We start from the raw sequence: 24,100 nt of genomic DNA on the forward strand, positions 1-24,100 counted from the left end.
TCCCTGGCTTTTGGGACCTGCTATTAATACCAAGCCACACATCTAGCTATGAGCAACCTGTAACGATGACAACTCCGCTTGCGACATCAGCTCTGAGCGTACCAGCATCAACAATTGACCAAGTCTGTTCTGACCTGAGCCGTCCCCAGGATCTCCCCAGTACTCATCGTTTGTTGTTCGTTCGACCAGCTGTCGACTCCCAGAGCTCAACAGCTTGGCAGCAAGATCTGGGTGCTGAGCAAACTTAGCACGCAAAGCTGATAACATGTTGCTTTCTCGAATATTCACCCAGTCAGCTCTGCCGAATTGATCCAATAAATGGTAGGCGGTTGATTTCGCAAGCATCGGGGTTGCCGCGCAGCGCACTTTCTCTTGATGTTCCTCATGCGTGAACTTTTGGGCTTGATAGTAATGCTCGGTAGTCGGCCAAATTAATCCATCGATAAAAACTGAGTGACGTGAAAAATTAGATAACTCACCCCAAGGTTGATCAGAGTGATAGAAGTAAACAGGCTCGGAATCAGAGGAGCCTGAAACGTCAAGGGGCAGTGTATGGCCTAACTTCTGGTTCTTCGTGAACAAATAAAGTCTATTTTCTGGGCGAACATTTGGGTTGGTATTAACCACTCCAGTTTGAATACCATGGTCATTCAGGTACTGGTGTTTCCTAGGATTATTCGAAACAAGACGAACCGCTGATATATTAAGCTTCTTTAAGAGCTCGACTGCCCCCTCATAAGTGCGAATATCCTGTTCAATACCAAGCTCTTCAAATGCCTGAACGGTATCTAATTTATCTCGTTCCATGGATCGTACAGCGGTTATCTTTATCGATAGACCATGCCCCCGGCCCTCTTGCTGCTGGTACATAATCAGCCCACGCCCTTCCATCGCAATGCTCTTCATTGTTTCCGTCAGTTGATCAGCACAATCACAATCTAGTGCACCAAACACTTCTGAGGCTCTGCAGGATGAATGAATCCGAAAGAGAGGAAGCTCACCTTGGCTTTGAATATCACCCATACAGATAACACTGATATTGTCATTCGAGGTGTCATACATGCGAAAGTCACCTATCGTCGTAGGTAATATGCACCAATTATCAATTCGTAGTTTCAACAATACACTCCATTAAATCATCACCTTCACTTCCAAACTCAAATTTATCCAGAGTGCCTCGACTAGCATCAGAAACGCGGCTATACGCTTCGGTTACCGGCACTAGCTGGCGAAGGAAGTGGGATATTTCATTTTTACTCATGCCCTTAACCGCGTTTTCAATTTCTCTGTATACGATAAGAGATAATTCTTTTTCAATGCAGCTTATTAAAGGCATGAGATCATCACTGAGTGACAAGCACTTTAAGTTATTCACCAAACCTTTAATTCGATAGGAACTTTGCCTTAATGCAGAAATTCTGATCGTCATCTGATCAATCGTCATTTCGTAAATGGCATCGACTTCTGCTGCTGAGAATCTCAACTGATGCTCCGGTTTATTTCGCAAGAAATCGGTTAGTCCGGCATAAAGCGCTGAGCCAACAATTTCACCTTGCACCTTACTTGTGTTAACCGAGGGCCTGTCTGAAAAACGGCCAACATGGTAAACAGGAAAAGAGACCGATTTGATTGTCATGCCACGATAGTAGCGATTGATGATTGCCCAGACCATATCCGAACGTCTCGCCTCCTTACCATTCAATGCAGGAATCAAATTAGGTGTGTGCAGTAAAGCCTCATGATTCAGTATGAAAGTGCATCCGCCACGATTCACAGAGTCTTTAGCCTCTTTCAAAGGATCGAGGCATTCGGGCACAACAATTGAGCGCGTTATCGGCGTACCATTCAAGATTCTCTCGGCACCGGAAATGAGCCGAGCACGAGCTTCTCTTACAGTCTCAAACTCATAACTTCGCTCTAGCCAAAGAGGTGACTCCAAGTGTGCAGTATGCTTGCGAGAAAGGTCATAGTAATAATCACTAAATTTTGATCGCAATAGGTCATTTTCACTGGAGCGATCTGGCAAAATGGATTCTTCCGGTAATTCAGCCATCCACGCTAAATTATGGACCAGATCCATTAGCTGAACTCGCAATCCATTTAGAGGCGGATTGGGCGACGAGCCTTCATAAGCGCCTAAAAGAATATCCACATCTTGATCACGGAATAAAGGAAGCCACTTGATGTAGTCACAAGCGCGTATGTCGAGCCGCATGTCATCATCGAGAATCCAACCAATTGAATCTGGTAATCTTGCGAGCCGCTCGCCTAAATAGCGTTGCAGCATTGTACGAGCCTTTGCTATACCAACCTGGCCCGTCGCCCTCAACATTATCTCTGGCCCGAAATAGCCACGACCGGCATCTTGGCTTTGCTGTTGCTCTGAAATGATTTTGAAGTTTGGTAGCTGCCAGCTTGTAGAATTGAGTAACTGTTTAAGGGCTAAAGCACTACACCCATTACAGAGCACGATAACAGAAAGCGAGCGAATGCTAGGGTGAGCGGCGAGGACTCGCAAGCTGCTAATCAACGGCAGCAGCATCAATGGGTCCGCAGTAATCACACCAATGATTAGTTCGAAAGGCTCTGCCTTAGATGCTGGCAGCAGTGTAAACTCACGCCTAGATGGGTTATGAACCGGATAATCTAGCTTTGCCCTAAACTCTGCAAAGCCTTCTAGCTCAGGCATATCTTCATCGTTCAAAGACTGCCGCATCAAGACTTTAAGATCCGGACTAGCTGCATACCAGCAACTCAGATATGCTCTGCGAGCCATGTGCTCAAAGCCTACCTCATTCCATGGCCTGATATCGGATCCATAATCGATGAGCTTCACTTCCTCATCCGTATGAATCAAATTTTTCGGATGAATGTTATTGCAGACGATTCCCGCTTGAGTGCACCCGTTGATGAGCTGGATGACTAACGCTTCATAACCACCACGATAAGGCTCACTTGCTTCATAAGAATAAGTGATAAGAACCCAAGAACCATCTTTAACGACGGAGTTAAGTGGGTAAAGCCCAGGAATGTGGCTCCATGTCGGGCCGCTGTCACGAAGGAACCCAAACAGTTCAATAGGCGTCCGGGTTTTCCAATAATCAATGCATTTAAAAACCGTCTGACCATCTGTGAATACGATGGCTTCCGAGCCATAACCTAAGACTCGCAAAGATTCAGATTTAAAATTCTGAGTAACACGATGTTTAGCAGAAGCAATCCGTAGTTCGTGAATATGCTTGTTAATTTCGTCAATATCTAACTTAGTGTAAACTTTTACCTGTTTTTCATATTCGGGTAGCTCAAGTGCCCCGCAGGATGACAAGTAAACCTCTGTATCACTGTATGCTTTTAGCGCTGAACCTATAAAACCATTAAGTGCTAACACTCTACTGCCTGGTCTCAGCTTAGAGACTTGCGAACCATATAGATGCAACAGCTCTACTGACTCGACAGGAAAGCATCCAACGCCCAAGTCACGCAAAACAATGGTGCTGGTATGAGCTTCTAAATCTTCCTTTCTAGCCTGGAAAACGATATCTAAACCAACCAAATCCAGTTGGCTAAAATACAGAAAGAATTCGATAAGTTTCTCTATCAGCTCTGCGCTCATCTGAACGTTCAAAATCAAGACGAGAGCTTTATTTTTAACTTCTACTAGCGGGTTACAAACATTGGCATCTGATGGCTCCCAACCAAAAAGATCTTGTGCCCGTTGAGAGAAACAACCTCTTTGATCAGCAGACATTCGGGAATGGTACTTCTGCCAGAATGCAGTCAAACCTGATTGCTTTTTTTCTGTGCCAGGGGAACTTAACCTTGACCGGCTAGCCTCTGCATAATGATTTACTAAATAGTCAGGAATGGCACGATAGCGAACAGTCTTCATCTCAGCCAAACGTATACAAAGATCGCGATCCGTTGAGCTGCTCAGAGATTCATCAAAACCTCCTGCTTCTAAAAAGGTGCTCAGGCGAAGAAATAAATTTGAGCCTTGTATGCCGGGATTACCGACAAGAAAAGATGATACCGTGAGCTTTTCTGGGGCCGGGTTCTGGATGAGATCTAAATGCTTACCTTCTATACGGTTTATACCACACGCTACCATGTCCAAGCTCTGTTCTTGCATTTCCCTCAGACAATACTCGAGATAATCAGGCGACCAAGTATCGTCATCATCAAGAAAAGCGATAGCTATTTCGCAGGGGCTCTCATCTTTAGCCAATAAAGCATTTACTGCCGAGTTCCATGTACCACTTGCCCCCCTTGTTCGACTGTTTTCCAAATAGAGAGTTTTGTAATCTGGCGAAGTAAATTGATTAACAGCCTCAAAATTAGCTTGGCGAAATACACTATCAGAGTCATCACAAACTATCAGATAGTTCGGTCTGCGCGTTTGATTCTTTATCGACTCTAACGCCCTAGAGATCAATAACTCACAGCGGTTTTTCGTGGCCACTATTACAGCTAACTTCAATGGTGATAACAATTTATTCTTATCCTGCAAACTCAATACTGCTACTAATATCATCTGATTCGGCTAATAGCCAAGACGACACTTACGAAGCACTAACACCATAATAATGTCGTTGGACAACAAAGATAAAAACTTTTCTCCTACACAGGGCTGATTACTACGTGATGTAACAGCCAAGAAGTGACAACAAGGTTTGAAACTCACTTTTGGACAAAACCTTCTCAGAGAAGAAGGCAAACTACGACAAAAAGCACCGAAAAGTTTCTCACTTTATTATCATAGTTCTAATCTTTATTGTCGAGTTTCGAAGTTTGTTGTCCACCGACAAATAAGGCGATGTGGAAGTTAAATAAAGTACGCAACTAAAGTCTAAACTAAATGTATGATCTTTATAATAAAGTACGATCCTGAAAATTAATAATGTTAGAAACTAAAAAGCCGTTAAAATAGTATGAGACTAGTGATATTGGAAACTGATATTTAAGCTCATTAATTAAGCAAAACCACCACGATTAATCCCAGCTAAATATACAATAAAGTCCTTGGATAACCCTTTTTCACAAACATCAATCGCAGTAATATTCCCAAATGCTGGAATTGGTTTTTCTAACCACGCAGAAATACCTTCATAGTCTCCCGCCCAAGGCAGTAGTAAAGAGAAAATATACGCTATATCTTGATCTGAAAAATAGCGGCTTAGTAATTTTTCTAATTTTTGTTGTTCGTTCATTTAATTTACTGTCCTCTTAAAGCCCAAAAATTTGTTAATAGGCTGTCTAAAAATTCACATGTCATTTGAGTCATCCGCTCGTCACTTAACCCTGACAATCTAAGTATCTGCCATCTAGGAAGTATATTTGGTCTAGTCATAATCATGACTTGAGTAATCCTTCTTATTTGATAATCAGTAATACTTTCAGAGTAACGGGCAAGATAGATTGAAGCCAAGGGCAGTTTATATAAATACTTCTCCACTGAAGTTCCAGTATCTAATTGAGAAACAAGCCATTTAATCGACAATCGAGGCCCAGAAACATCGTCAGAATGTTTGTTGATTATACGAATAAAAGCTCTAACAATTTCCATATCCCTGCTTTTCCAATCAACTCTATTGTTTACTACGGGAATAGGACGCTTGTATTTGTTATTAGTGTTAAGCAACCAATCTCTATTGTGGCGGTATAACCACATATATGTACTTTCATAGCCATTTTTCCTAGCGACTTTAGCCCCGAATTGTTTAACTTGATTTAGCCATATTTTTTGGTTTTCTCGCATTTTTGTTTTTGAGAAAGTCGTTAATTTAACTTTTTTGATATTTGATTTAACTAAAGACTTTCCTCTATCAATAACCTCAGAGAGCTTGATATCTTTTTGAATGGCATAAAGTGCGACTAGATGCTCTAAATAACTGAAGGATTTCCGATGTTTTCTGGTGATTTTATGTAACCAATCAGACTCAGTTTCATTTGGAAATAAATTCATCGAACGTAGCCATTCCTCTGACCAGACACTCTCAATTGCCTCTTTCAGTAATGGGTAATTACAATAACAACCTTTTGCGAATCCATTTTTAACAAGTAAATCTCTATACAGGTTTGTCCATTGTTCAAAACTGAGTGATTGCTGCTCTCCTCGGTTGAGCAGCCAACACACTTGCACGTCTAACCACTTAGGATTGGTTGCCGATATCTGAGGTGATAATGTTTCGATTTGTTGAGCTTGTAGAGGAAAATACTCATGCCTATGTTGCATTGAATGGTAGGGTTGAATATTTACTAGGGGAGTTCCGTGTATACAGCAATGATTTATGCCAACAATTTGATGTATTCTCCTCCAGTACGGTTCACCGACTGTATTCAGTTGTTCTTCAATACAATCCCGACAAGACCTCATCACATGATTTAGGTATTAGTGATGCGACATAACCAGAAGCTAGGTGAACCGAGCCAAAGCTCTTAAATTGCATATGGTTTAAACATTCTAACCTTCTATTTTCAGGTAGAAATGGACTATACAATGGGAATAAAGTGTGCCCATAAATAAGATCTATGGGCGAGGGTAAATTAAACGAATTCATGGAGGTGAAATCGTTAAGCCGAGAGGGGAAGTTTACTGAAGAAATAGCAGAGCGACTGCCAATAACACCACTGAGTAAACGTTTAGGACTTGTTACGCAAAAGCGTACTCTGGCCCGGCTCAATATGCCATACACTAACTCATCCGGGTAGGGCGCAGGGAAGTTCAACATAGTTAATCAAATCGCTCATAGACAAGATAAGCTTTTCATTTTTTAGAACGTGATAAAAACTGCCACTTTTATCTTGTGAGAATAAATACCTCAGGTCATCGAGAGGTAACTTAGACCAATCCTTTTTGCTGATGCGTTTAAAGTCATTACGCTGTAATTTTTCAGGATTTTTGGGCTTTGCTAGAGCTTGATTTGATTTGTTTTTTTGGGGTTTTACTCTTCTCTTTTCATGAGAATTTAGAAGACGCTCGAAGATCTTATTTTTATCTGACTTAATCACAGATAAAAACCCCTCTTTTAATCTAAACTCTTTTCTCCTAACGTCTTTCATCAAGCTAACCGTAATCTGCTCTACACCTGAATTAATTGCTTCAACCTGGCATGCTACAAAAAAATGGACGGCAAGACCGATAACCCCTTCGCATGCATCAAACCATTCCGAGCTTAACTCAGCAGAGAGCTCTGGTGATTGATTTTTTAAGCAATTCCGCTTCCAAAGTTTCTTGCTAAATAAAGACCACCGCTCGACGATTAGATCATCTTTACCCGAAAAACGCATTAGCGGATCCCAGTCAACACAACTCTGACTAATATCACTGAGCTCATATATCGCATTTGAATTACTTATCAGTAGCAATGGCACTAAATCACCCAAACCATCAATATGTTCGAGAAAAATAGTACGCTCTTCATATTTCCATTTTTCGATTACTTGAAGAGAGTCAATTACAACAAGTCCGATATTATAAGTAATTAACAAACTTCGTATTTTCAACAATGCGGCTCTCAGATTTGGAGAAACAATGACTTCGCTAGCATACTTTTGTTTCCCAATAGCGTTTTCCAGCGATTGCAAAAAAATACTGCAATACTCAATCGGGCTTGTGGCTCCTTTTAAATTGACTGACAGATAAACAATCTGAACTTGTTCAGATTTATTAGCATGCCAAATAACTTGTGGATACATTGACAAGCATTGCTGAACCACCAACGTTTTACCCGAACCTTTACATCCTATTATGGAAGTTACATTTCGAACAGGACGAGGTGCGCTTAAATCACGCCACGGAACAGTACCGGAACTTATAGCATAGTGCAGGTTTTTTCGCTGTTGATCATAGTTGTAAAGAGAGCTCTCTCTCGATAAATAACCACTTTTTATAGCTAAATCTATCTTGTCATACACATCTTGAAATTCGGGTACAAGAACCGTGTATTCATCTTTAAGAGAATAAACGCAACGTTTTCGCTCAATATCACTGTCACTAACGGATGCTTGTCGGTAATTTGTTTTATTAAAGCTCTCTTTTAATTGCGCTGCATTAAAAGTAGGCATAAGCGCATCAACAAATGGAACACCGCAAAACGAGGGATGCGCTTCATCAATATAACAAGCTTCAAATGCTTTTGGCGGTATTTCCGGTACTAATAACCGTTGATTACTAAATTCCATTTTTAATCCTCTTCATCCATGAAAAAATTTACTCGAGTATCAGAATGCACTCGTTCACATAACACGGGCTCATTTATGCGTGCATTACTAACAGCTAATTCGGGCTTTAATTGATTATAAACAGTTTGAGATTGCCTGCGTTGCTCACTTTTATCTCCCAAACTAGCTACTTGCTCTGATTTCGATAAGCCATCGATAGCTTCTTTTCGTTCATATGTAGCAACCTGAGTGATTTTTTTATTTTCAATAAAATCAGCGGTTCTTTTCACTTCATGAGAATGTTGTGCATTTGCATTACTATGTTTACGTTGTTTAAGATCATCGATAACATCAGCCCATGGCAGACCTTTAAACCGTCGAAAATGTGGTTCAAGCTCGCATCGAAGATACTCATGTGCCCCTTCTTTGGGTACAATAAAAATAGCAGACGCATCACTTTTATCGCGTACAACAATCTGCTTTTGCTGAGTTTTATTGACTTTAACTCGAAGACCAGATAACTCTGAATACACATATTTAACACCATCGATTGTTAAAATATTTCCATTTGAAATTGTCGCTGTTTCTTGTTCAAGTAATGAAAACCAGAAGAACTCTTCATTGATTGATCGCAGAGCACCAGTTCGATGAGCAATCCCCCATTTCCAAATATTATTGGGTGTCGTAGCTAATTCAGCCGGAAAGTCGTTATCACTATCCCACTTATCTAACGGCTTGTTATTGAGTACAAGAATAGCTTTCAAGATGATTTTATTTAACTCATCAAGGAACATTGTGTAGTCTTTTTGACTGCTCATTCCACCTGATTTTTTTGAAGTATATTGAGATACTAATCCCGGTAATTGATACCTTAACTCAGCATGTATCCGACCAAAAACACGCTCGCCATTCCCCCTTTTATTCGGTTGTCCAGCGCCACTATTTTTTATTGAAATATTGTGCATAGATGTCGCAGCCTCAATATTTTTAGTGCTAAAGTCGGAGCCCAAATCCGCAAAAAAAGCTTTTGGAATGCCTTCCATTGGCCATTCGTTCTGTTGAATATCCATTCCATGCTTTGCACATAACTTTACTTTGTTAGAAATAGCACTCGTCATTGCATTAACTACGTTGAAGTATGATGCAGGTGTTAATACTAATAAAAAGCCAGTAATTGCAGATGAGTAATCATCAACACATAAGTATAAAACCGGTCGACCGAGCAACAGTCGATCATCACCTGCGGCTCCAATATCAAATGGCGTAGAATCTATGGAATAAGATGATCCCGGCGTTTTTCAAGGTAGTTGTCGCCTAAGCTGTTAAGCTGCTTCTTTTTTGTTCTCTGGGTTTAACTCCACCTCACCGATTTCATCCCAGTTTCTGGTGCCATTTGACCAGCGGTTAGGGTTAATTTTTTGCGCTTTTTTGTATAACTCACGGCGTTTTGCCAATATTGCTTTATCTTCACCATGATGACGTTGTGCGGGTGTCACGAATTTGATACGACTATGTCTGTGCTCATTGTTGTACCAATTCGCGAAGTCTTTCACCCAAGTTCTTGCATCTTCAAGGCTTTTAAAGCCTTCACTTGGCCAGCGGTGGCTGTATTTGACCGTGCGAAACAGTGATTCCGAGTACGGATTATCATTGCTGACACCTGGACGACTACGAGAGCCTATTACTCCCATTTCAAGCATCTTGGACTGCATCGTTAAGCATTTCATCGGACTGCCGTTATCTGAGTGCAATACCACGTTTTGTTTAACGCATTTCTCAGCCCAGAGAGTTCGCTCAAGCAACTTTGCAGCATAGTCACCTGATTCACTATCATGAACTTCCCAACCCACAATTTTACGACTGAAAATGTCGATTATCATGTAAAGGTAGAAAAACCGTCCAATCACTGTTGAAGGACAGTAGCTGATATCCCAGGTCCACACTTGATTTGGTCCTGTCGCTGTGTACCCCCTAGGCTTAGCTCGGCTACCTTTAGGTTTTTCTTTTCCTCGATGAGTGAGTTGGTTGTTGGCCTTCAGCACACGATAAAAGCTTGATTCAGAAGCGATATATTGCCCATTATCTGCCAGCATTGGTACTATCTGGCTTGGCCCTAAATTAGCGTATTCTTCTTGATTACTGATAGCTAATATGGCTTGCTGTTCTTCCTCTGTTAGCTTATTTGGGGGCTGGGGTCTATCCGCTATAGGTCTTTTATCACCGATGATTTCACCGCCTTCTTGCCAGCGCTGTAACGTCCGTATAGACAAACCAATTTCTTCACAGGCTTTCTCTTTTCTTGCGCCTGAGGTAACGGCATTATCAATCAAGGATGTGTAATGCAGCCTATCTGAGAGTGAGGTTAACTGTCCTCGTCTTCCCCCCAGTAGGCATTTAACTTTTTTCTTAACACCAATAATGCCGCGGTTTCAGCTAGGGCTGCATCCTTACGTTTTAACTCTTTTTCTAGCTCTTTAATTCGCTTACGGTCGGCTTTTCGCTCTTGGGCTAATTGCTTACGCTGCTGGGCTTGTGTTTGATTGCCTGCAATACAGCTTTGCTTCCATTCTTTAACTTGTTCAGGGTAAAGCCCTTTTTCACGGCAATACTCACTTAACTCAATTTCGCTTAATGCTGACGTTTCTAAAACAATTGAGAACTTTTGCTCTGGTGACCAACCATCTAAATTATTACTCTCTGCCAAACTAGAACCTACTTTTAAATACTTATCTCGCCATGAATACAAAGTAGATAAGTTGATACTTTCTAGCTTTGCGAATTGGCCTAATGATAAGCCACTTTCAAGGAGCTTTCTAATGACGGCTTGCTTATGCTCTTCTGGATAATGCTTCATTCATAACTAACTTACCGCTCCCTGTTTTATTTTTATGAAAAACTGAGGCGACAACTATCCTGACACAGGGGGATCCGGGGCCCACCATATCTTTTCTGACACTCGATGTTAGCCGACTATGGTTAGCTTTAAAGTAGATTTCACCATGTTTTGCCTGCGCTCTTCGCTCAACAGTAAAACGACTGTTGTAATAAGCTTTCAACATAGATTTACTGGGTTTTTCACTGCTCAGCCGGCTGATATCGCCATTACAAAATCGCGCTAATAAGTCAGTATATGCAGCATTTAAATCACAACTGTTAACCTTTTTTCCTTTTTTATCAATCAAATAACGCCCTGAAAAAATGCTACTTAAGAGTGCAGAATGCATCATTCTTTCTAACTCTGGTGACCAAAGTGAATTAGGTAAATCACCGAATTCTTTAGGACGCCCGAGACGAATACCACTTCGTGTCTTTTTCTTGCCTCTTCCACCGCTATTGCAATAATCTGGCAATAAAGTATTTATGCTTTGTCCGCGCTGCCAATATCGACGAGCATATCTGTATATCGTACTTTTGGAACCAAAACCTTGAGCAGTTAATATCTCAACAATTGAGCTTCTAACATTTTTGTCGTAAAACTCATCATTTTGAATCAGTGGTATTATTCTTTCATAATTGCTGTCTCTCTTACTTAAGTAAACGCTACCTGCAATATATGCCCGATTGATAATTTCAATCCATGGATCATCAATTTCAACAATTTCGTCATATAAGTCGATATCTTCGGCATCGACTTTAAAGGGAAGAGCACTAGTGCTTTCTATATCAATAAAAATACAGCAATAGTCTAAATTTTTTAAAAGACGACAAGGACGTTCATTCCACAAATAAACAGCATTGGGGTGCAGAAACTCAATCATGATTTCGCCTCAAACAATATATCTTGCCCTAGGGTCTGTTGATCTTTCGTGATGGCTTTTTAAGCAGCATGGTAAGGCGTTATAATTTGTTTCGCCAAAAATAAACGATAACTCCATACCATGCCGAGACTAATGCTAACTGATAAGTGGTGGCAAAAGCTACTTCAACTGATGAAGAACACTGGCCGCATCTATAATAAATCTGAACATAGAATGACCTTTGAAGGAATTCTTTACCGCTTGCGAACAGGAGTTCCATGGCGTGATCTTCCAACAGAGTTTGGGGACTGGAGCACTGTTTATCGTCGCTTTAATCTGTGGTCTAAAAAAGGCCTGTTAGATATACTATTCAAAGAGTTATCAAAACTTTCCGATTATGATTGGGTGTTTGCAGACGGCTCAATAGTCAAAGCTCATCAGCATAGCGCAGGAGCTGCGACACCAGATAATGAGTGTATTGGAAAGAGTCGCGGCGGTAACTCAACGAAAATTCATTTGGTCGTGGATAGCGGTGGATTACCAATCTATTTCGAGCTATCAGAAGGCCAGAGAAATGATATTGCTCGTGCCGAGAGTCTTGTTGACCACCTTAAGGAGGTCAACGTATTTATCGCTGATAAAGGCTATGACAGCGACGCTTTAAGGGCATATGTCAATTCTAAAGGTGGCAAAACCGTTATACCGAAGCGAAATTATGGGCAAGATATCGACAAAGAAAGCATGGATTGGTGTCTCTACAAGTATCGACATTTGGTTGAGAATGCTTTCGCGAGGATAAAGCACTTCCGAGCAATATCAACAAGATATGATAAGTTAGCAAGAAATTACGCCAGTATGGTATCACTGGCGTTTACTATAATGTGGCTGCCGATGTATTGTTGAATAAAATGTGTACAGCAAAGATCAACAGACCCTAGGAATTCATGAAATTCTTTGTTTAAGTCAAAATGTAAAAATCCGAGTTGCAATAAGCATTTCAACTCGTTTAAGTGCGTCCCCGCAGGCAGTTGATTCTCGTCATCGAAACGAGCTAGAATTTGTGTCAGTTTCTCTGATGATGAAGCTTGAAGTTGCTCATAGATATTCGATGATCTCGATTCAGCATCATCTAATTGATATTGTGACGCATCAGCAGTTAGAAACCACTCAATATTTCTCAAGACATTAGTATCGATGTCTTTTTCAGTAATCACTAGAAGCGGGATATTTCTTTTTGCTAGTGTTTCTTTCTCAAGCAACAATTTTTCTACTGTTCTGTAGTTATTAAGATCTTTAGCATATTTAACATATATACCAATCTGCTTAGCCTCAACCCCTTGGTAAACAACAACAAAATCTGTCGTCAAAGGTAATTTTTCTTGATTATTTTGCGGTGGGTGATTAATGCCAAGCTCAAAAGCTACTTTAAGTGACAACGGTAAGTCGTGTGAATATTGTTCTTTGATTTCAATGATATTCGGGTGAATATCTAAAAGAAGAAACACTTGATACTCAAGCTTAGATAAAAGATGACATACACGGCCTGTCGTTCTACTTTTAATACGCCACATCTGCCCCTGTGACGAACAGGATTGTATCGTGACGCCAGGCTTGTATTCATCTATTGAATTATTTTCACTGTTGCATCCATCGTATAAGTCCATTTGTGTTGGCCCCTCATGAACAGCACAACCAAAATTTTTACTCAACATCGTCAAACTCCATTTCGACATTTATATCGCATCATCCTGTGCGATTACTTCTAAAACAATCTTAGCACAAAAAACAAACCGCGAAAGATAAGCTATTGATAACAAATAACAAAACTGGACATCATAACAAAGCAAAAAACAATCTGGATAAATGAGATCTATATTATTCAAGAAGTTAGATATTTATTTTTTAATAAAAAAAGTGAAAATAAATGCAAAAAACTTAGTTTTGTTACTAAATTTGACTCATGATTTTTGGTTTTTTTCTGAAAATAACGGGGGAATATTTTGGGCTTAGCGAGTGATGTTGATATTGCTTTATAAAAATTAGCGTGTGATTGCCATTATAAAATACTGGCTAAAATAGTGAGGGATACTTCAAAGCGCAAACGCAGTTAAAGGCTATTCCAGTGCTTTGTGGATACGAGAACGAGCTTACAACTCGATGCGATGTCAGAGCTAAGAATCATTTTTAAAACTAACTTCAATCAAACACGAAACTTACATACTAAAAGTGACTTCTTACCTTATCTCGGAACGCTTTACCAAATGTAGAGTGATCATTACGCTCATAACGGATTCTACCAGCAACAATGCATGGTGATATGTGTAACTTACTTGCAAGTTTTTGCACGCAATCAACATCTTTCACTTCGGGTAAACTCGAAGAACCTGATGGAATTAAGCTTTCCTGAGCTAATGCATCGGCCTCTTGTTCAATTTCGTCGGCGCCTTCAGCATCTAAGTTATCCAAGAACCATGTTTCATTACCATCAACATGCAACGCAATATGTGCTAACTCATGCATCAACGAAAACCAAAAGTTATCTAATTTATCGTAGCGTAATGTAAGTGCAACGACAGGGTTACCGCTAGCAGAAATGCATACCGCGCCATCTAAATAAGTTTTTGGTAAATGAGCTTCAATAATTAAATGAATGCCATGGCGATTTAAAAACTCTTTCGCTAACTTAGGCCCTTGATCAGACCATGATAACTGAGCCAACGTTTTCATCCAGTTAGCATCAACAGTACCTTTTACGTATTTAGCAGGTAGCAGCTCTTCTTGCGCCTTCTGTAAAATCCTGACTTGCCACGCCCATAAAGCATAACTATTAGTCTCTTTGTCATTTGAACGTAAATGCGCAGTGGTTCTTAGTAATGCTGGTTTTAGAGAAAAACCATTGGGAACAGACGTTAAAAACAGATTGAGCTTTTCAATTGAATACTCTTTCAATTCCTTTATTGAGCCATTAAAACCTTCGAAATAACCCCGGGTGCGCATTTCTGATATAGGGAAAGCATCCCAATCAACATCTTTGGAAATGGTATCTTTTTGGCAAGGCTCTTTTATCAAGACATCAGCAGATATCCCTAAACCAGGGCTTAATTTGCGGATCATCTTAAGGCTTAAACTTCGCGTGCCGTTCAGTACTTCTGTTACTTTTGACGCAGAGCCAAAATATGGAACTAAATCTTTTTTAATCAACCCCTGTTGCTCCATTCGAAACTTAATCGCTTCAATAGGGTCAGGAGACTCAATAGGAAAGGCCTCTTCTTCATACTTTTCGATCAAGAATGCAAGTAAATCCAACTCATCATTTTCTGCTGTGTCCGGAGCAGAATCGAGATCCATTAATAGCATCAAGCGAGCTAACGCTTGCTCATGATCTTGAGTTGATTTAATTAACTTAATGTGGCCCATAATACCTCCCTAAAAGCTTTGCTTATCATACTCCGAATGAGTTCCAACCCATTCAATAACAGCAATGCCATTTTGATATCTAACTTTCACAACTAATCTGTAATGGTTACCTTTCACATTAAAGATAACCTTATTATCAGCTAAGAAATCAGCGCTTCGATATCTATTCTTTATATCTTGTGGGGTTTTCCAGTCAGCAGCACTCGCTTCTGAAAACCAAGCTTCAAGTGCCTTTTTTGCATCAGCATGCTTTTGACTAAACTTTGTAAGTTTGTCTCTTCCTAAGACTTTCATTACACCTCAAAGTTCCCACTAAGGGAATTATAGTTACTACCACCAAAAAGGGAAGTTAATTATCACAATGGATACAAATTTACAGTCCAAATTCCGAGTGATAGCCTTCCCATCCAAGTTTAGTGTATTAAAGAGAGATACAAAAGATTGAGTATCTTCCTCTAATGGAGAGAATAGAATCAGTACCGCCTCAATCCGATCAGGGCATAAAAAACTGTTTTTAATAACTAAATATATTTTTAAAAACAATTCCTGAGCCTCTTAATACCATTTAAATTATTAACGCCGATAAAGATTAACTCTTATATCGTCAGTGAAAAAATCTTCTTTCCATGACGAAATAATGTTTTTTGAATCAAGCCATCTGACCAAATCCTTATTCTCGAGAGTGTTTTGTAATCTCGGCGTATTGTACCCAGTTTTAATTTCGGAAAATGGTTTAGGTAGATTGACTAAAACATTACGTACTTCGCTATCAGTCATAAGAAAGTGGTATTTGTTAAACAGTGAAATTTGTGTCGCTATGGGCGAAGAATACCTTATCAAGGATTGCATAATACTCCCATTAAGGTTTGATATCTTACCGTCGGCGTTGTCAATAATCGGGCCGATGAGAGCCGACCGTTTAGGAAGACTCTCTAGTGATTTTAAGTCCATCAACTCAACTATCCTAAGCTTATCTACAATATCAATTTGTGATCGAAGAAGCTCCTCGAGGAAGTAATCGTCGAGTGAAAAGTTGTCTGGGTCCTTAAGATATATATCGATGTTGGCAGCGACGAACAGAACCTGTAAATCACTGTAGTCAGCTAGCGCATCGAGACTCTCCTTAGTGAAGGCGATTTTTCCCTCATCGATCAGGATGCTAAGCTTGTTGGGCTCGAGTTCATTTGGTGGGTTCTTAAACGGATTAGGCAGGGCGTGAGCATATTCTCTGTAGGCTACATCAGACAGCGAACTCGAATTAACGAGGAACAGACGCAGCTTTAGTGAAGCCGAATCACTAGGCATAGGTTGTTCCAAGATAACTTTACGAACAGCATCTCGATCAAGATATCCGATTAGGCTATTTGGTTCGAACATTTTACTATCGATAAAAGTAAGACAGTTCGCCCAAGTTGGTTCGAGCGTACCTAACTGAAACAGCATCGAGTGTAACCTCTCGGGCACAACCTCTAAGGCTGGAAGTTGGGTAGTTTGCCGTGCAAGAAACACCTGAATATCATCTTGTTCAAACGTATCGCATTGAATCACCTCGAGGATAGCTGAAGTATTCTCGTTAGAATTTTCTTCAAGCTCTAAGAGTATATTTGTAAAGTAGCAGTCGAAATCACGCTCGATTCGCTTCATCAAGGTTACATTATTCGTCGAACGTATGGCCGAGAAGTTCCTCGTGCGTAATGGCTCAAGATCGCTCTCTCCCAAAATCGCTTGCCAGACATATTCTAGGTTAGCCATTGTGAGTGCGAAAAGTCCTTTTCCGAACATCATGCGTACAATTTCAGAGTGTTCTTTGATGGAGTCTAGATCTTTGACTTCAAAGTTGAGGTGTACAAGGCGTTCCGGTGTTAGTTCAGGTGAATTTACAAGAATTGAAGGAAGGTTCGCTGAAACAAATTCTGGTAGCTCGACAAAATCCTTTGCTAGTTTTTTGAGCGAGTTTTCAGACAGGTTCGCGAGCAATTGTGTGACGTGGATTATATTGTTAGGGCTGGTTATGACAGCTGGAATAAGACCATCCCATGTATTGGTTAGTCCTGAAATAAGTCCGGCAACATCGCTGCCACTGGTGTAATAAGCATCGAAAAAGTCCTCACAATTCTCAAACTTCGACGAGATGTACAGGAAAAGCTTCTGCAATTGGGCGCAGTAACTGTTCGAGTCACTCAGAAGGCTATCGACAAGCTTGACGTTCAAGACATAGCTTTGGCTGAAGTCTTCATTTCGCATAGCAGCAATAACTTCTTGTGGATTATCGATCGGAAAATCTGGGTCTGGTGTGACAAATGCCCTTATCTGGATCAGAAACTTGTTGTCATTAGGCGACAAGCGCCCCGAGTGAAAGAGTGAGGTGTATTGATAGTAGGAATCGTCAATATGACCTTCTAGAAGCAGAAACCGGGCAAGCTCTCCGTTTTCCCCAAAGGTTACGAAATGATCCTGCAGGCTGTTGGGGTTAAAACGCAACAGCTCGTTGAGCTTAGTAGTGCGTAGCGTTGCAATCTTTGATCTGAGCTCACTTATTCTACGCAGGCTTTTATTCTTATTATCAGCCTCCTTACTTTCTATCTCCACTTTGCGTTGCAGGTAAGATCTCTGCGTATCTACCTCTCTTTGTAATTTAGAAGCATCGAACTGCCCTTGGTGACTATACTCGCTGCGGTAGAACAGACTTGAAGTCTCAAACAGTTTCTCGAATGCATCATGGCTGACCAATTGAGGAAGTAAGCTCCATGTCTGCTGATCATGACTAACGCGGTTAGCATTCGCTGGAAGCTTCTCAATCAGAGCCATAGCGTAGATTTGCCGCAACTCTCTAAGGTCCGAAGGTGTCTGCCGCTCCGCGATTTCAAGCTGCTCTTCAAGTCCCGTGATCTCGGTTCTATACGTCACTTCAGCAGGCTTAATAAGTTCGTCTTTTAAGTTCAATATTTTAGCGAGATTACCCTCGCCACGGTGTAGTTGTTCAAAGTCACTTGGATAAACATTTTTATAGATCAAGAGCGCAAGAAGCTTGTTGGCATCAAGCAGATTCTCTCCAGTTGTTTCCAAATTAGCCACATAAATAGCGTATTCATTAAAGATGTTTCGAATTAATCTCAGGTCGTTCAGGTAACGTGAAACCTCTCTCAGAAACTGCCGTTCAAGGCTCCCATCGAGCTCAAGTCTCCTTCCCTCATCCAATACCATGTCGATAGAATTCGATGCGTTGATGATAGGTATGACGGGAATGATGAACTCGAAGAACTTGGTTCGCTCAGTATTGACAAACATATCGTCACGCAGGGCGTAGAGGAACCTAATAGTACGTTTCACACCAGCGTTCTCGTTCACGAGATTATTAATTTCGCGCAGTGTGACGAAAATATCCGCATTATTAAATCGGTCTAAATCCTCAATGATGACAAGATCGTATTTAGTTGATTGGAAGAAATAGACGATTTCGTCTAGATGTCGGTTCAATATGGACGCCTGATCATCAGATGCTGGTTTAATCTCAACGTCCTTCAACGAAATGCTCTTGAGTGACAGACCAAAACTCGCCACATAAAAGTGATGTAGTGTCGCCCAGAGGAATGTTGCTGCGAGCAAAAATATCCCCATATGAAACCAATTGCTGAGCTCGAACGGAACAAAAAATTTACCGCTGATGATATCTTCTCGCTGACGGAACACGTACCAAAGCGCGAGGATGCCAAGCATTATGTAAAAAGACTTAAGAAATGACCAAACACCGGGCGACTGAATTCTTTTGAAGCGCGATAGAGGAAGTTTGTTTGCGTCAGCACCGTACAATATTTGCTGAAGGATGCTTCTCTCAATCTCTTGACGGCTTACCTTATCCCCCACAGAATCAGCCTCGGGAACGAAGGAAGCTAGAGATATTTGAAGCGCAGGTCGCCGATACTTCTTCAAGAAGGATTGGATGATGCTGCTCTTTCCCGAACCATAGGGTCCAGTTAGGGCAATGTTGAAGACCTTGGCATTATTAGTTGCATACAGAATCGCTTCGGAGTACACGCCAGCTTTGTCGGCTTCATCAGTTGGCGCGAGATCCACGTATTTTGATTTATTTTTATACGAATGGTCAAAGCTTTCAAGCCATGAAATAATATAACTGAGCCAATTTGAAAGTAATTTTATAAAAGACGTGGGAATTTTTATCATACAATGCCTGAACGCACTAAACCTAAAAGCGACTGATTTCTATGAACACTTTGTAGTATTACCTCATTCTGGTCAATAGTTAAACACGAGAACCAATGTTAGTATCTTATACACTTTGTGCCATTACTGGATAAAACTTTCTTAAAGCAGAAGTCCTAAGAAAGTTAGCGTGGATAAGAAACATCACCTTGAATAGCACAATCAAACTTAATTCACTCCGACGCTAGTCATCCAAACTGACTTGATTCAATGGAATCAAAATTAAAGAGGTGAGCACATCCGCGTTTACCTCTTACTTATTACAAGGAAAAGTACAGATGGCTGAGTTGCATCTAATGTCTAAATCTGATGGCGATATCAAGACTCACGTTGTCTTTATACATGGGTTAGGTGGGCACTACGAAAACACTTGGATTTCCTCTACTCAAGATAAAGGCTTCTGGCCTAACTGGCTTAGTGAAGACGTTGATAATATTGCCATTTGGTCTATTGGATACTTAAACCCAATATCTCGTTGGGGAAGCCAAAAAGCTATGCACTTTACCGACAGAGCAAAAGATATTCTGCACAGATTAAACCAAGAGCCATTATTCAGAGATGGAGAAATAATCTTTGTTGGTCATAGCATGGGAGGGCTGATGATCAAGCAAATGTTCCACTATGCGGATAGAAGCTCAGAATTACAAAGCATTATAGGGCGTGTAAACAAAGTTTGCTTTCTTGCCACTCCACACCGTGGTTCAGACGGCGCTGACCTGATCGATTGGCTAAGAGTTATTATCTTGCCATCCGCAGCGACAGCCTCTCTACTTAAAAATGACCCTAACCTCCGCGAGTTGAATGAATGGTATAGAGCTTCTGTACGCAATCGCGATGTTGACCACCTGATACTCATGGAGAACCAGCCCTGCAAACGCCTCATAACGATAGTTACGCCGGATAGTGCAGATCCCGGCTTAAACACTGAGGCTCTCCTAGTGGATGCTGACCACCTCAGCATTACTAAACTTGCCAACAAGCAATCCCAAATCTATCGATACATAAAGGATTTCGTTACCAAAGAAAGCAAGCCACCACAATTGCAGTGGCTAGACTCCAAATACCCAAAGGGAAGCCATGGCTGGCAAGGTTATTCAAACTGGTCCAACTCCCCAAAGGGGGTTGAGGAAGCGTATATTGTTGACGAACAAGTCCGCCTTTTCGACGTTTCCTCTAGTGATAAAGAAGGCAAAACTGGTCTTGAGGCAATTCAATCACTCAGAAGTAAACTAGGGGCACCAGGTACTTCAACCCGACTTGTCGGCCTTTCTGGAGTGGGGAAAACTCGACTAGTCCAAGCTCTATTTGACGAGCGCGTGGGCGAACATCAGCTTCCCGTAGAGCAGGTGCTTTATACTGATATGGGACACGCTCCAATCCCTACTCCAAGAGCTGTGATAGAGAAGCTGGTGGCTGAAGACAAGAAGGCAATTGTCATAATCGACAACTGTCCACCTGAACTACATCGGGATTTGTCTCCAAGCTGCAAGAAGAGTATCAGCTTACTAACCATTGAGTATGACATCCGCGAAGATCAGCCGGAAGGAACTGGTGTACTCTCTTTGGAGCCAGCATCCGATACCCTAGTCACCAATTTACTCAAAGCTAGGTTCACGAATTTAAGCGAACAAGACGCAAGTAAAATAGCTGATTTTTCAGGTGGTAATGCTCGAATTGCTATCGCGTTAGCATCAACAGTGGAACAATCAGAAAGCATCTCTCATCTAAAGGACGACCAGCTTTTCAAGAGACTGTTCCACCAGCGTCATCAGGAAGAGCACTCTTTGATGCAAGCTGCGCAGGCTTTATCACTTGTCTACTCATTTCAATATAAAGATGATGAGAGTCCGTACTCTAGCGAGTTAGAACTTCTCAGTTCTGTATCCAGCACTCCCACGAAAACTCTTTACGAAAGCGCTCAAGAACTAAAGCGCCGTAACCTCATTCAGCAACGAGGGATATGGATGGCAGTACTTCCACATCCTATTGCAAACAGGCTAGCAAAAGTCGCGATGCAAAATATTCCAGCTAACTTATTTGTTAGTTTCTTCAATGAGAATACGGACAGACGTATCCTTAAGTCAGTATCCCGCCGAATTAGCTATCTAGATAACTGTACCGAAGCGCAAGATGTAGTAGCGAACTGGTTAAGACAGGATGGGACTATCAGTAAACTTCTGGCTAATGACGAACAAGAACTAGCTTTAACCATTTTGACAAACTCAGCTCCAATAGCCCCTCAGGAAACGTTAGATTTCCTGATGAAACTCTCCGAGAATGACGCTAATTTCCTTACAAGAAAAAACCAAGAATTATCACAATTGGCCGAGCTACTTAGAAGCTTAGCTTATGAGCCTGAACTTTTTCTTCAAAGCACTAAGTTACTAGCTGAGATTGCCACAGCTGAAAAGAAAGATGAGAACTACAATTCCGTTAGAGATACTCTTAAGTCACTGTTTTACCTTTACTTATCAGGCACGCATGCGAGTAAAGAACAAAGATTAGAAACCATCAGCGAACTTATTGAATCCGGCGATGAATGCAAAATTGAAATCGGCTTTGAATTGCTTAACGCGTCGCTAGAGTCTTCACATTTCTCATCGCATCATAGTTTCGACTTTGGTGCTCGCTCTAGAGACTATGGGTATCACCCTTCATCAAATCAAGAATGCACCGAGTGGTGTCAATTTTTTATTGAGTACACCACGTCATTAGCGAGACGTAATGACCCGCTTTGTAAACATGCAAAGTCCACTCTAGCGGTCCATCTTAGTGAGCTATTCCATAGCAAAACCCTCTGGAAAATTTTAGAAGATGCTATAGAAGTAGTTTTATCTACTGGTGAATGGAGTGAAGGGTGGCTGCGACTAGGCTCATTTTTGCGATTCAACGCTAAGGATCTAGAACACTCTGAAAAAATCAGAATCGAAGGGATTCTAGAAAGACTGCGCCCTACCTCTCTAGATGAAAAAATACACATGTATTTGCTATCAACCCACAATGATTTTTATTTCTTGGATACCATTGGTGAAGATGGCGAAAGTGAATTCAATGGTTTGGAAATAGCAGAAGAAAAAGCAGAAAAACTAGGTAATGATTTATCTAAGTCACACCTGCAATACCTTATATCAAAACTGTGTGAAGTATTGTCTACTCAGGAAAGTTTCACCCGACGCTATGCTTTTGGCATTGGGTGTGCAAAAGGTGTAGATGACCACTTACACTTCTGGGAAAAGCTTCTCGCCAGCTTATCAGAAATCCCGTTTAAAAAGCAGGAAGTCAATGTTATGTGTGGGTTTATTCGCCACCTAAGCCAAATAAATCCTAAGCTGACTAACTCGATTCTCGATAGTCTTTTGCATGATAAACGCGGAAATAAATGGTTTCCACATATACAGTTCAACGCAACTCTCGATACCAATGCTGTAACTAGGCTAATACAGGCTATTGAAATGCAACAATCGCCAATTCATTTTTATCAGTCTCTTGGGTATGGAAGAGTCCATGAAGCACTATCTGATACCGATCTTGGTGAAATACTGCGTCGAATCAACAAGCAACCTGATGGAGTAAAGGTTTCAGTTGAAATCCTGTCTATGCGATTCCACGGGTTAAGAACTGAAAGTACATATACACCTTCAAATGAAATAAAAGAACTGGCACTACAAACCCTCATCCTTTCTGATTTTTCTACAGAAGACTTCAATGGCCATAAAGATTACGCTTTGCATAATATCGCGAGAGCCGCACTTTCAATCTCAATAAATTATGAGGCAACTCGGACTATTCTCGAACACATGATAGAGAAACAGCCTATATTTAGTTTCCGATATAAACTTCCAAGAACACTTGAAGTAGTAGTAAATTCCAACCATAAGGCTGTTTTCGACAGCTTGCTAGATGAAGAAGGTAATTGTCAGGAACGTGCAGTCGCATTTTTTAAATGCAGCCACCCCCCATTGATACCCCTTGATCTTATTTCTGAATGGTGTGGAGTCAACCCATCCAAACGATGCCCTATCGTTGCTCAGATCATATCACCGTACAGCAAAGAAAACGAAGTGTACCAACTGAGCAAAGAAGCAAGAATGCTTTTGGACATCAGCCCCAATCCCATAGATGTTCTGGACAAAATGGATATAACTCACAGGCCTAGCGTGATTTCTGGGTCGTATGCGAATTTCCTTGAGACGCGCATCGCCATATATGCTGAACTAGAGAGTTTTGGTGATTCACAAGTTCAACAATGGGCCTGCTCAAAGAAGGCATCTCTACAAAGCAGGATTGACGCAGAAAGAAAATGGGAAGAAGAACGAAATCGAGATACAGATGAAAGGTTTGAATGGTGACGTTTCAGCAAGTATTTGAGTCAATATCAAATAATGTTAACTGTATTTATTGATGATAGTTAACACTTCGCCAAGTTCAGAATTACATTGACCATATCTTTGATGAGCATTCACTAGGATAAATTTTAGTCAAAGTGACAGAGTATACACAAGTGTTTATTCTAACCCGTTACTGGACAGAACCTTCTTAGAGTTAATGTTCAAAATTAACCAACT

General features: G+C 40.9%; 14 protein-coding genes. 2 read left to right on the forward strand and 12 right to left on the reverse strand.

Annotated elements, in window-relative coordinates:
* Positions 1 to 42 precede the first annotated feature (42 nt).
* The 8 genes from ribA to K8B83_RS01990 form a co-directional block, all read right to left on the reverse strand.
* Positions 43 to 1,122: a GTP cyclohydrolase II RibA gene (gene ribA / locus K8B83_RS01955; RefSeq protein ID WP_317846444.1), complete on the reverse strand. Its 1,080-nt coding sequence runs from the start codon at positions 1,120 to 1,122 to the stop codon at positions 43 to 45.
* Positions 1,103 to 4,531 (reverse strand): glycosyltransferase family 2 protein, encoded by a 3,429-nt coding sequence (locus K8B83_RS01960; RefSeq protein WP_223419100.1) that lies wholly within the window; start codon positions 4,529 to 4,531, stop codon positions 1,103 to 1,105. Before K8B83_RS01960 ends, ribA begins: the two co-directional genes overlap by 20 nt.
* Before the next feature lie 439 nt (positions 4,532 to 4,970).
* The gene (locus K8B83_RS01965) at positions 4,971 to 5,207 is read right to left on the reverse strand and encodes an antitoxin Xre/MbcA/ParS toxin-binding domain-containing protein (protein ID WP_192116435.1); all 237 of its coding nucleotides are present in this window, start codon (positions 5,205 to 5,207) and stop codon (positions 4,971 to 4,973) included.
* 5 nt (positions 5,208 to 5,212) lie between these two features.
* Positions 5,213 to 6,232, reverse strand: coding sequence for a TnsD family Tn7-like transposition protein (locus tag K8B83_RS01970; protein WP_223419102.1), 1,020 nt, complete (start codon positions 6,230 to 6,232; stop codon positions 5,213 to 5,215).
* A 464-nt stretch (positions 6,233 to 6,696) separates the two neighbouring features.
* Positions 6,697 to 8,181, reverse strand: a complete 1,485-nt coding sequence (locus tag K8B83_RS01975) for an AAA family ATPase (protein WP_223419104.1) — start codon at positions 8,179 to 8,181, stop codon at positions 6,697 to 6,699.
* Between the two features lie 2 nt (positions 8,182 to 8,183).
* On the reverse strand, positions 8,184 to 9,230 hold the full coding sequence (locus tag K8B83_RS01980) for a hypothetical protein (RefSeq protein WP_223419106.1): 1,047 nt from the start codon (positions 9,228 to 9,230) through the stop codon (positions 8,184 to 8,186).
* A gap of 252 nt (positions 9,231 to 9,482) precedes the next feature.
* Positions 9,483 to 11,014, reverse strand: a protein-coding gene (locus tag K8B83_RS01985) for an IS3 family transposase (RefSeq protein WP_223417398.1) whose coding sequence is annotated in 2 segments (ribosomal slippage) — positions 9,483 to 10,552 and positions 10,552 to 11,014 — 1,533 coding nt in all. Because the reading frame shifts where the segments join, the coding sequence is not laid out codon by codon here.
* On the reverse strand, positions 10,989 to 11,918 hold the full coding sequence (locus tag K8B83_RS01990) for a hypothetical protein (RefSeq protein WP_223419107.1): 930 nt from the start codon (positions 11,916 to 11,918) through the stop codon (positions 10,989 to 10,991). The genes K8B83_RS01985 and K8B83_RS01990 overlap by 26 nt, the downstream gene beginning before the upstream one ends.
* A gap of 120 nt (positions 11,919 to 12,038) precedes the next feature.
* On the opposite strand from K8B83_RS01990, the gene K8B83_RS01995 reads away from it, so the two are divergent.
* Positions 12,039 to 12,800 carry an IS5 family transposase gene (locus K8B83_RS01995; RefSeq protein WP_223417353.1) on the forward strand — a complete coding sequence of 254 codons (762 nt, stop codon included), beginning with the start codon at positions 12,039 to 12,041 and terminating at the stop codon, positions 12,798 to 12,800.
* Here K8B83_RS01995 and K8B83_RS02000 read toward each other — a convergent pair.
* From K8B83_RS02000 to K8B83_RS02015, 4 genes are all read right to left on the reverse strand, one after another.
* Positions 12,743 to 13,609 carry a TnsA endonuclease N-terminal domain-containing protein gene (locus tag K8B83_RS02000; RefSeq protein ID WP_223419109.1) on the reverse strand — a complete coding sequence of 289 codons (867 nt, stop codon included), beginning with the start codon at positions 13,607 to 13,609 and terminating at the stop codon, positions 12,743 to 12,745. The two genes, K8B83_RS01995 and K8B83_RS02000, sit on opposite strands and share 58 nt — an antisense overlap.
* A gap of 508 nt (positions 13,610 to 14,117) precedes the next feature.
* Positions 14,118 to 15,314 (reverse strand): ImmA/IrrE family metallo-endopeptidase, encoded by a 1,197-nt coding sequence (locus K8B83_RS02005; protein ID WP_223419111.1) that lies wholly within the window; start codon positions 15,312 to 15,314, stop codon positions 14,118 to 14,120.
* Between the two features lie 9 nt (positions 15,315 to 15,323).
* Entirely contained in the window at positions 15,324 to 15,608 is a 285-nt protein-coding gene (locus K8B83_RS02010) for a type II toxin-antitoxin system HigB family toxin (RefSeq protein ID WP_102036380.1), read from the reverse strand.
* Between the two features lie 279 nt (positions 15,609 to 15,887).
* A complete protein-coding gene (locus K8B83_RS02015) occupies positions 15,888 to 19,496 on the reverse strand; it encodes a YobI family P-loop NTPase (protein ID WP_192116438.1) in 3,609 nt (1,202 codons plus the stop codon).
* 317 nt (positions 19,497 to 19,813) lie between these two features.
* Between K8B83_RS02015 and K8B83_RS02020 the strand changes: the two genes are divergently transcribed.
* Entirely contained in the window at positions 19,814 to 23,884 is a 4,071-nt protein-coding gene (locus K8B83_RS02020; RefSeq protein ID WP_223419113.1) for an esterase/lipase family protein, read from the forward strand.
* Positions 23,885 to 24,100: the final 216 nt, after the last annotated feature.

It is taken from the genome of Shewanella inventionis (genome assembly GCF_019931735.1).
GTDB classification, from domain to species: domain Bacteria; phylum Pseudomonadota; class Gammaproteobacteria; order Enterobacterales; family Shewanellaceae; genus Shewanella; species Shewanella inventionis.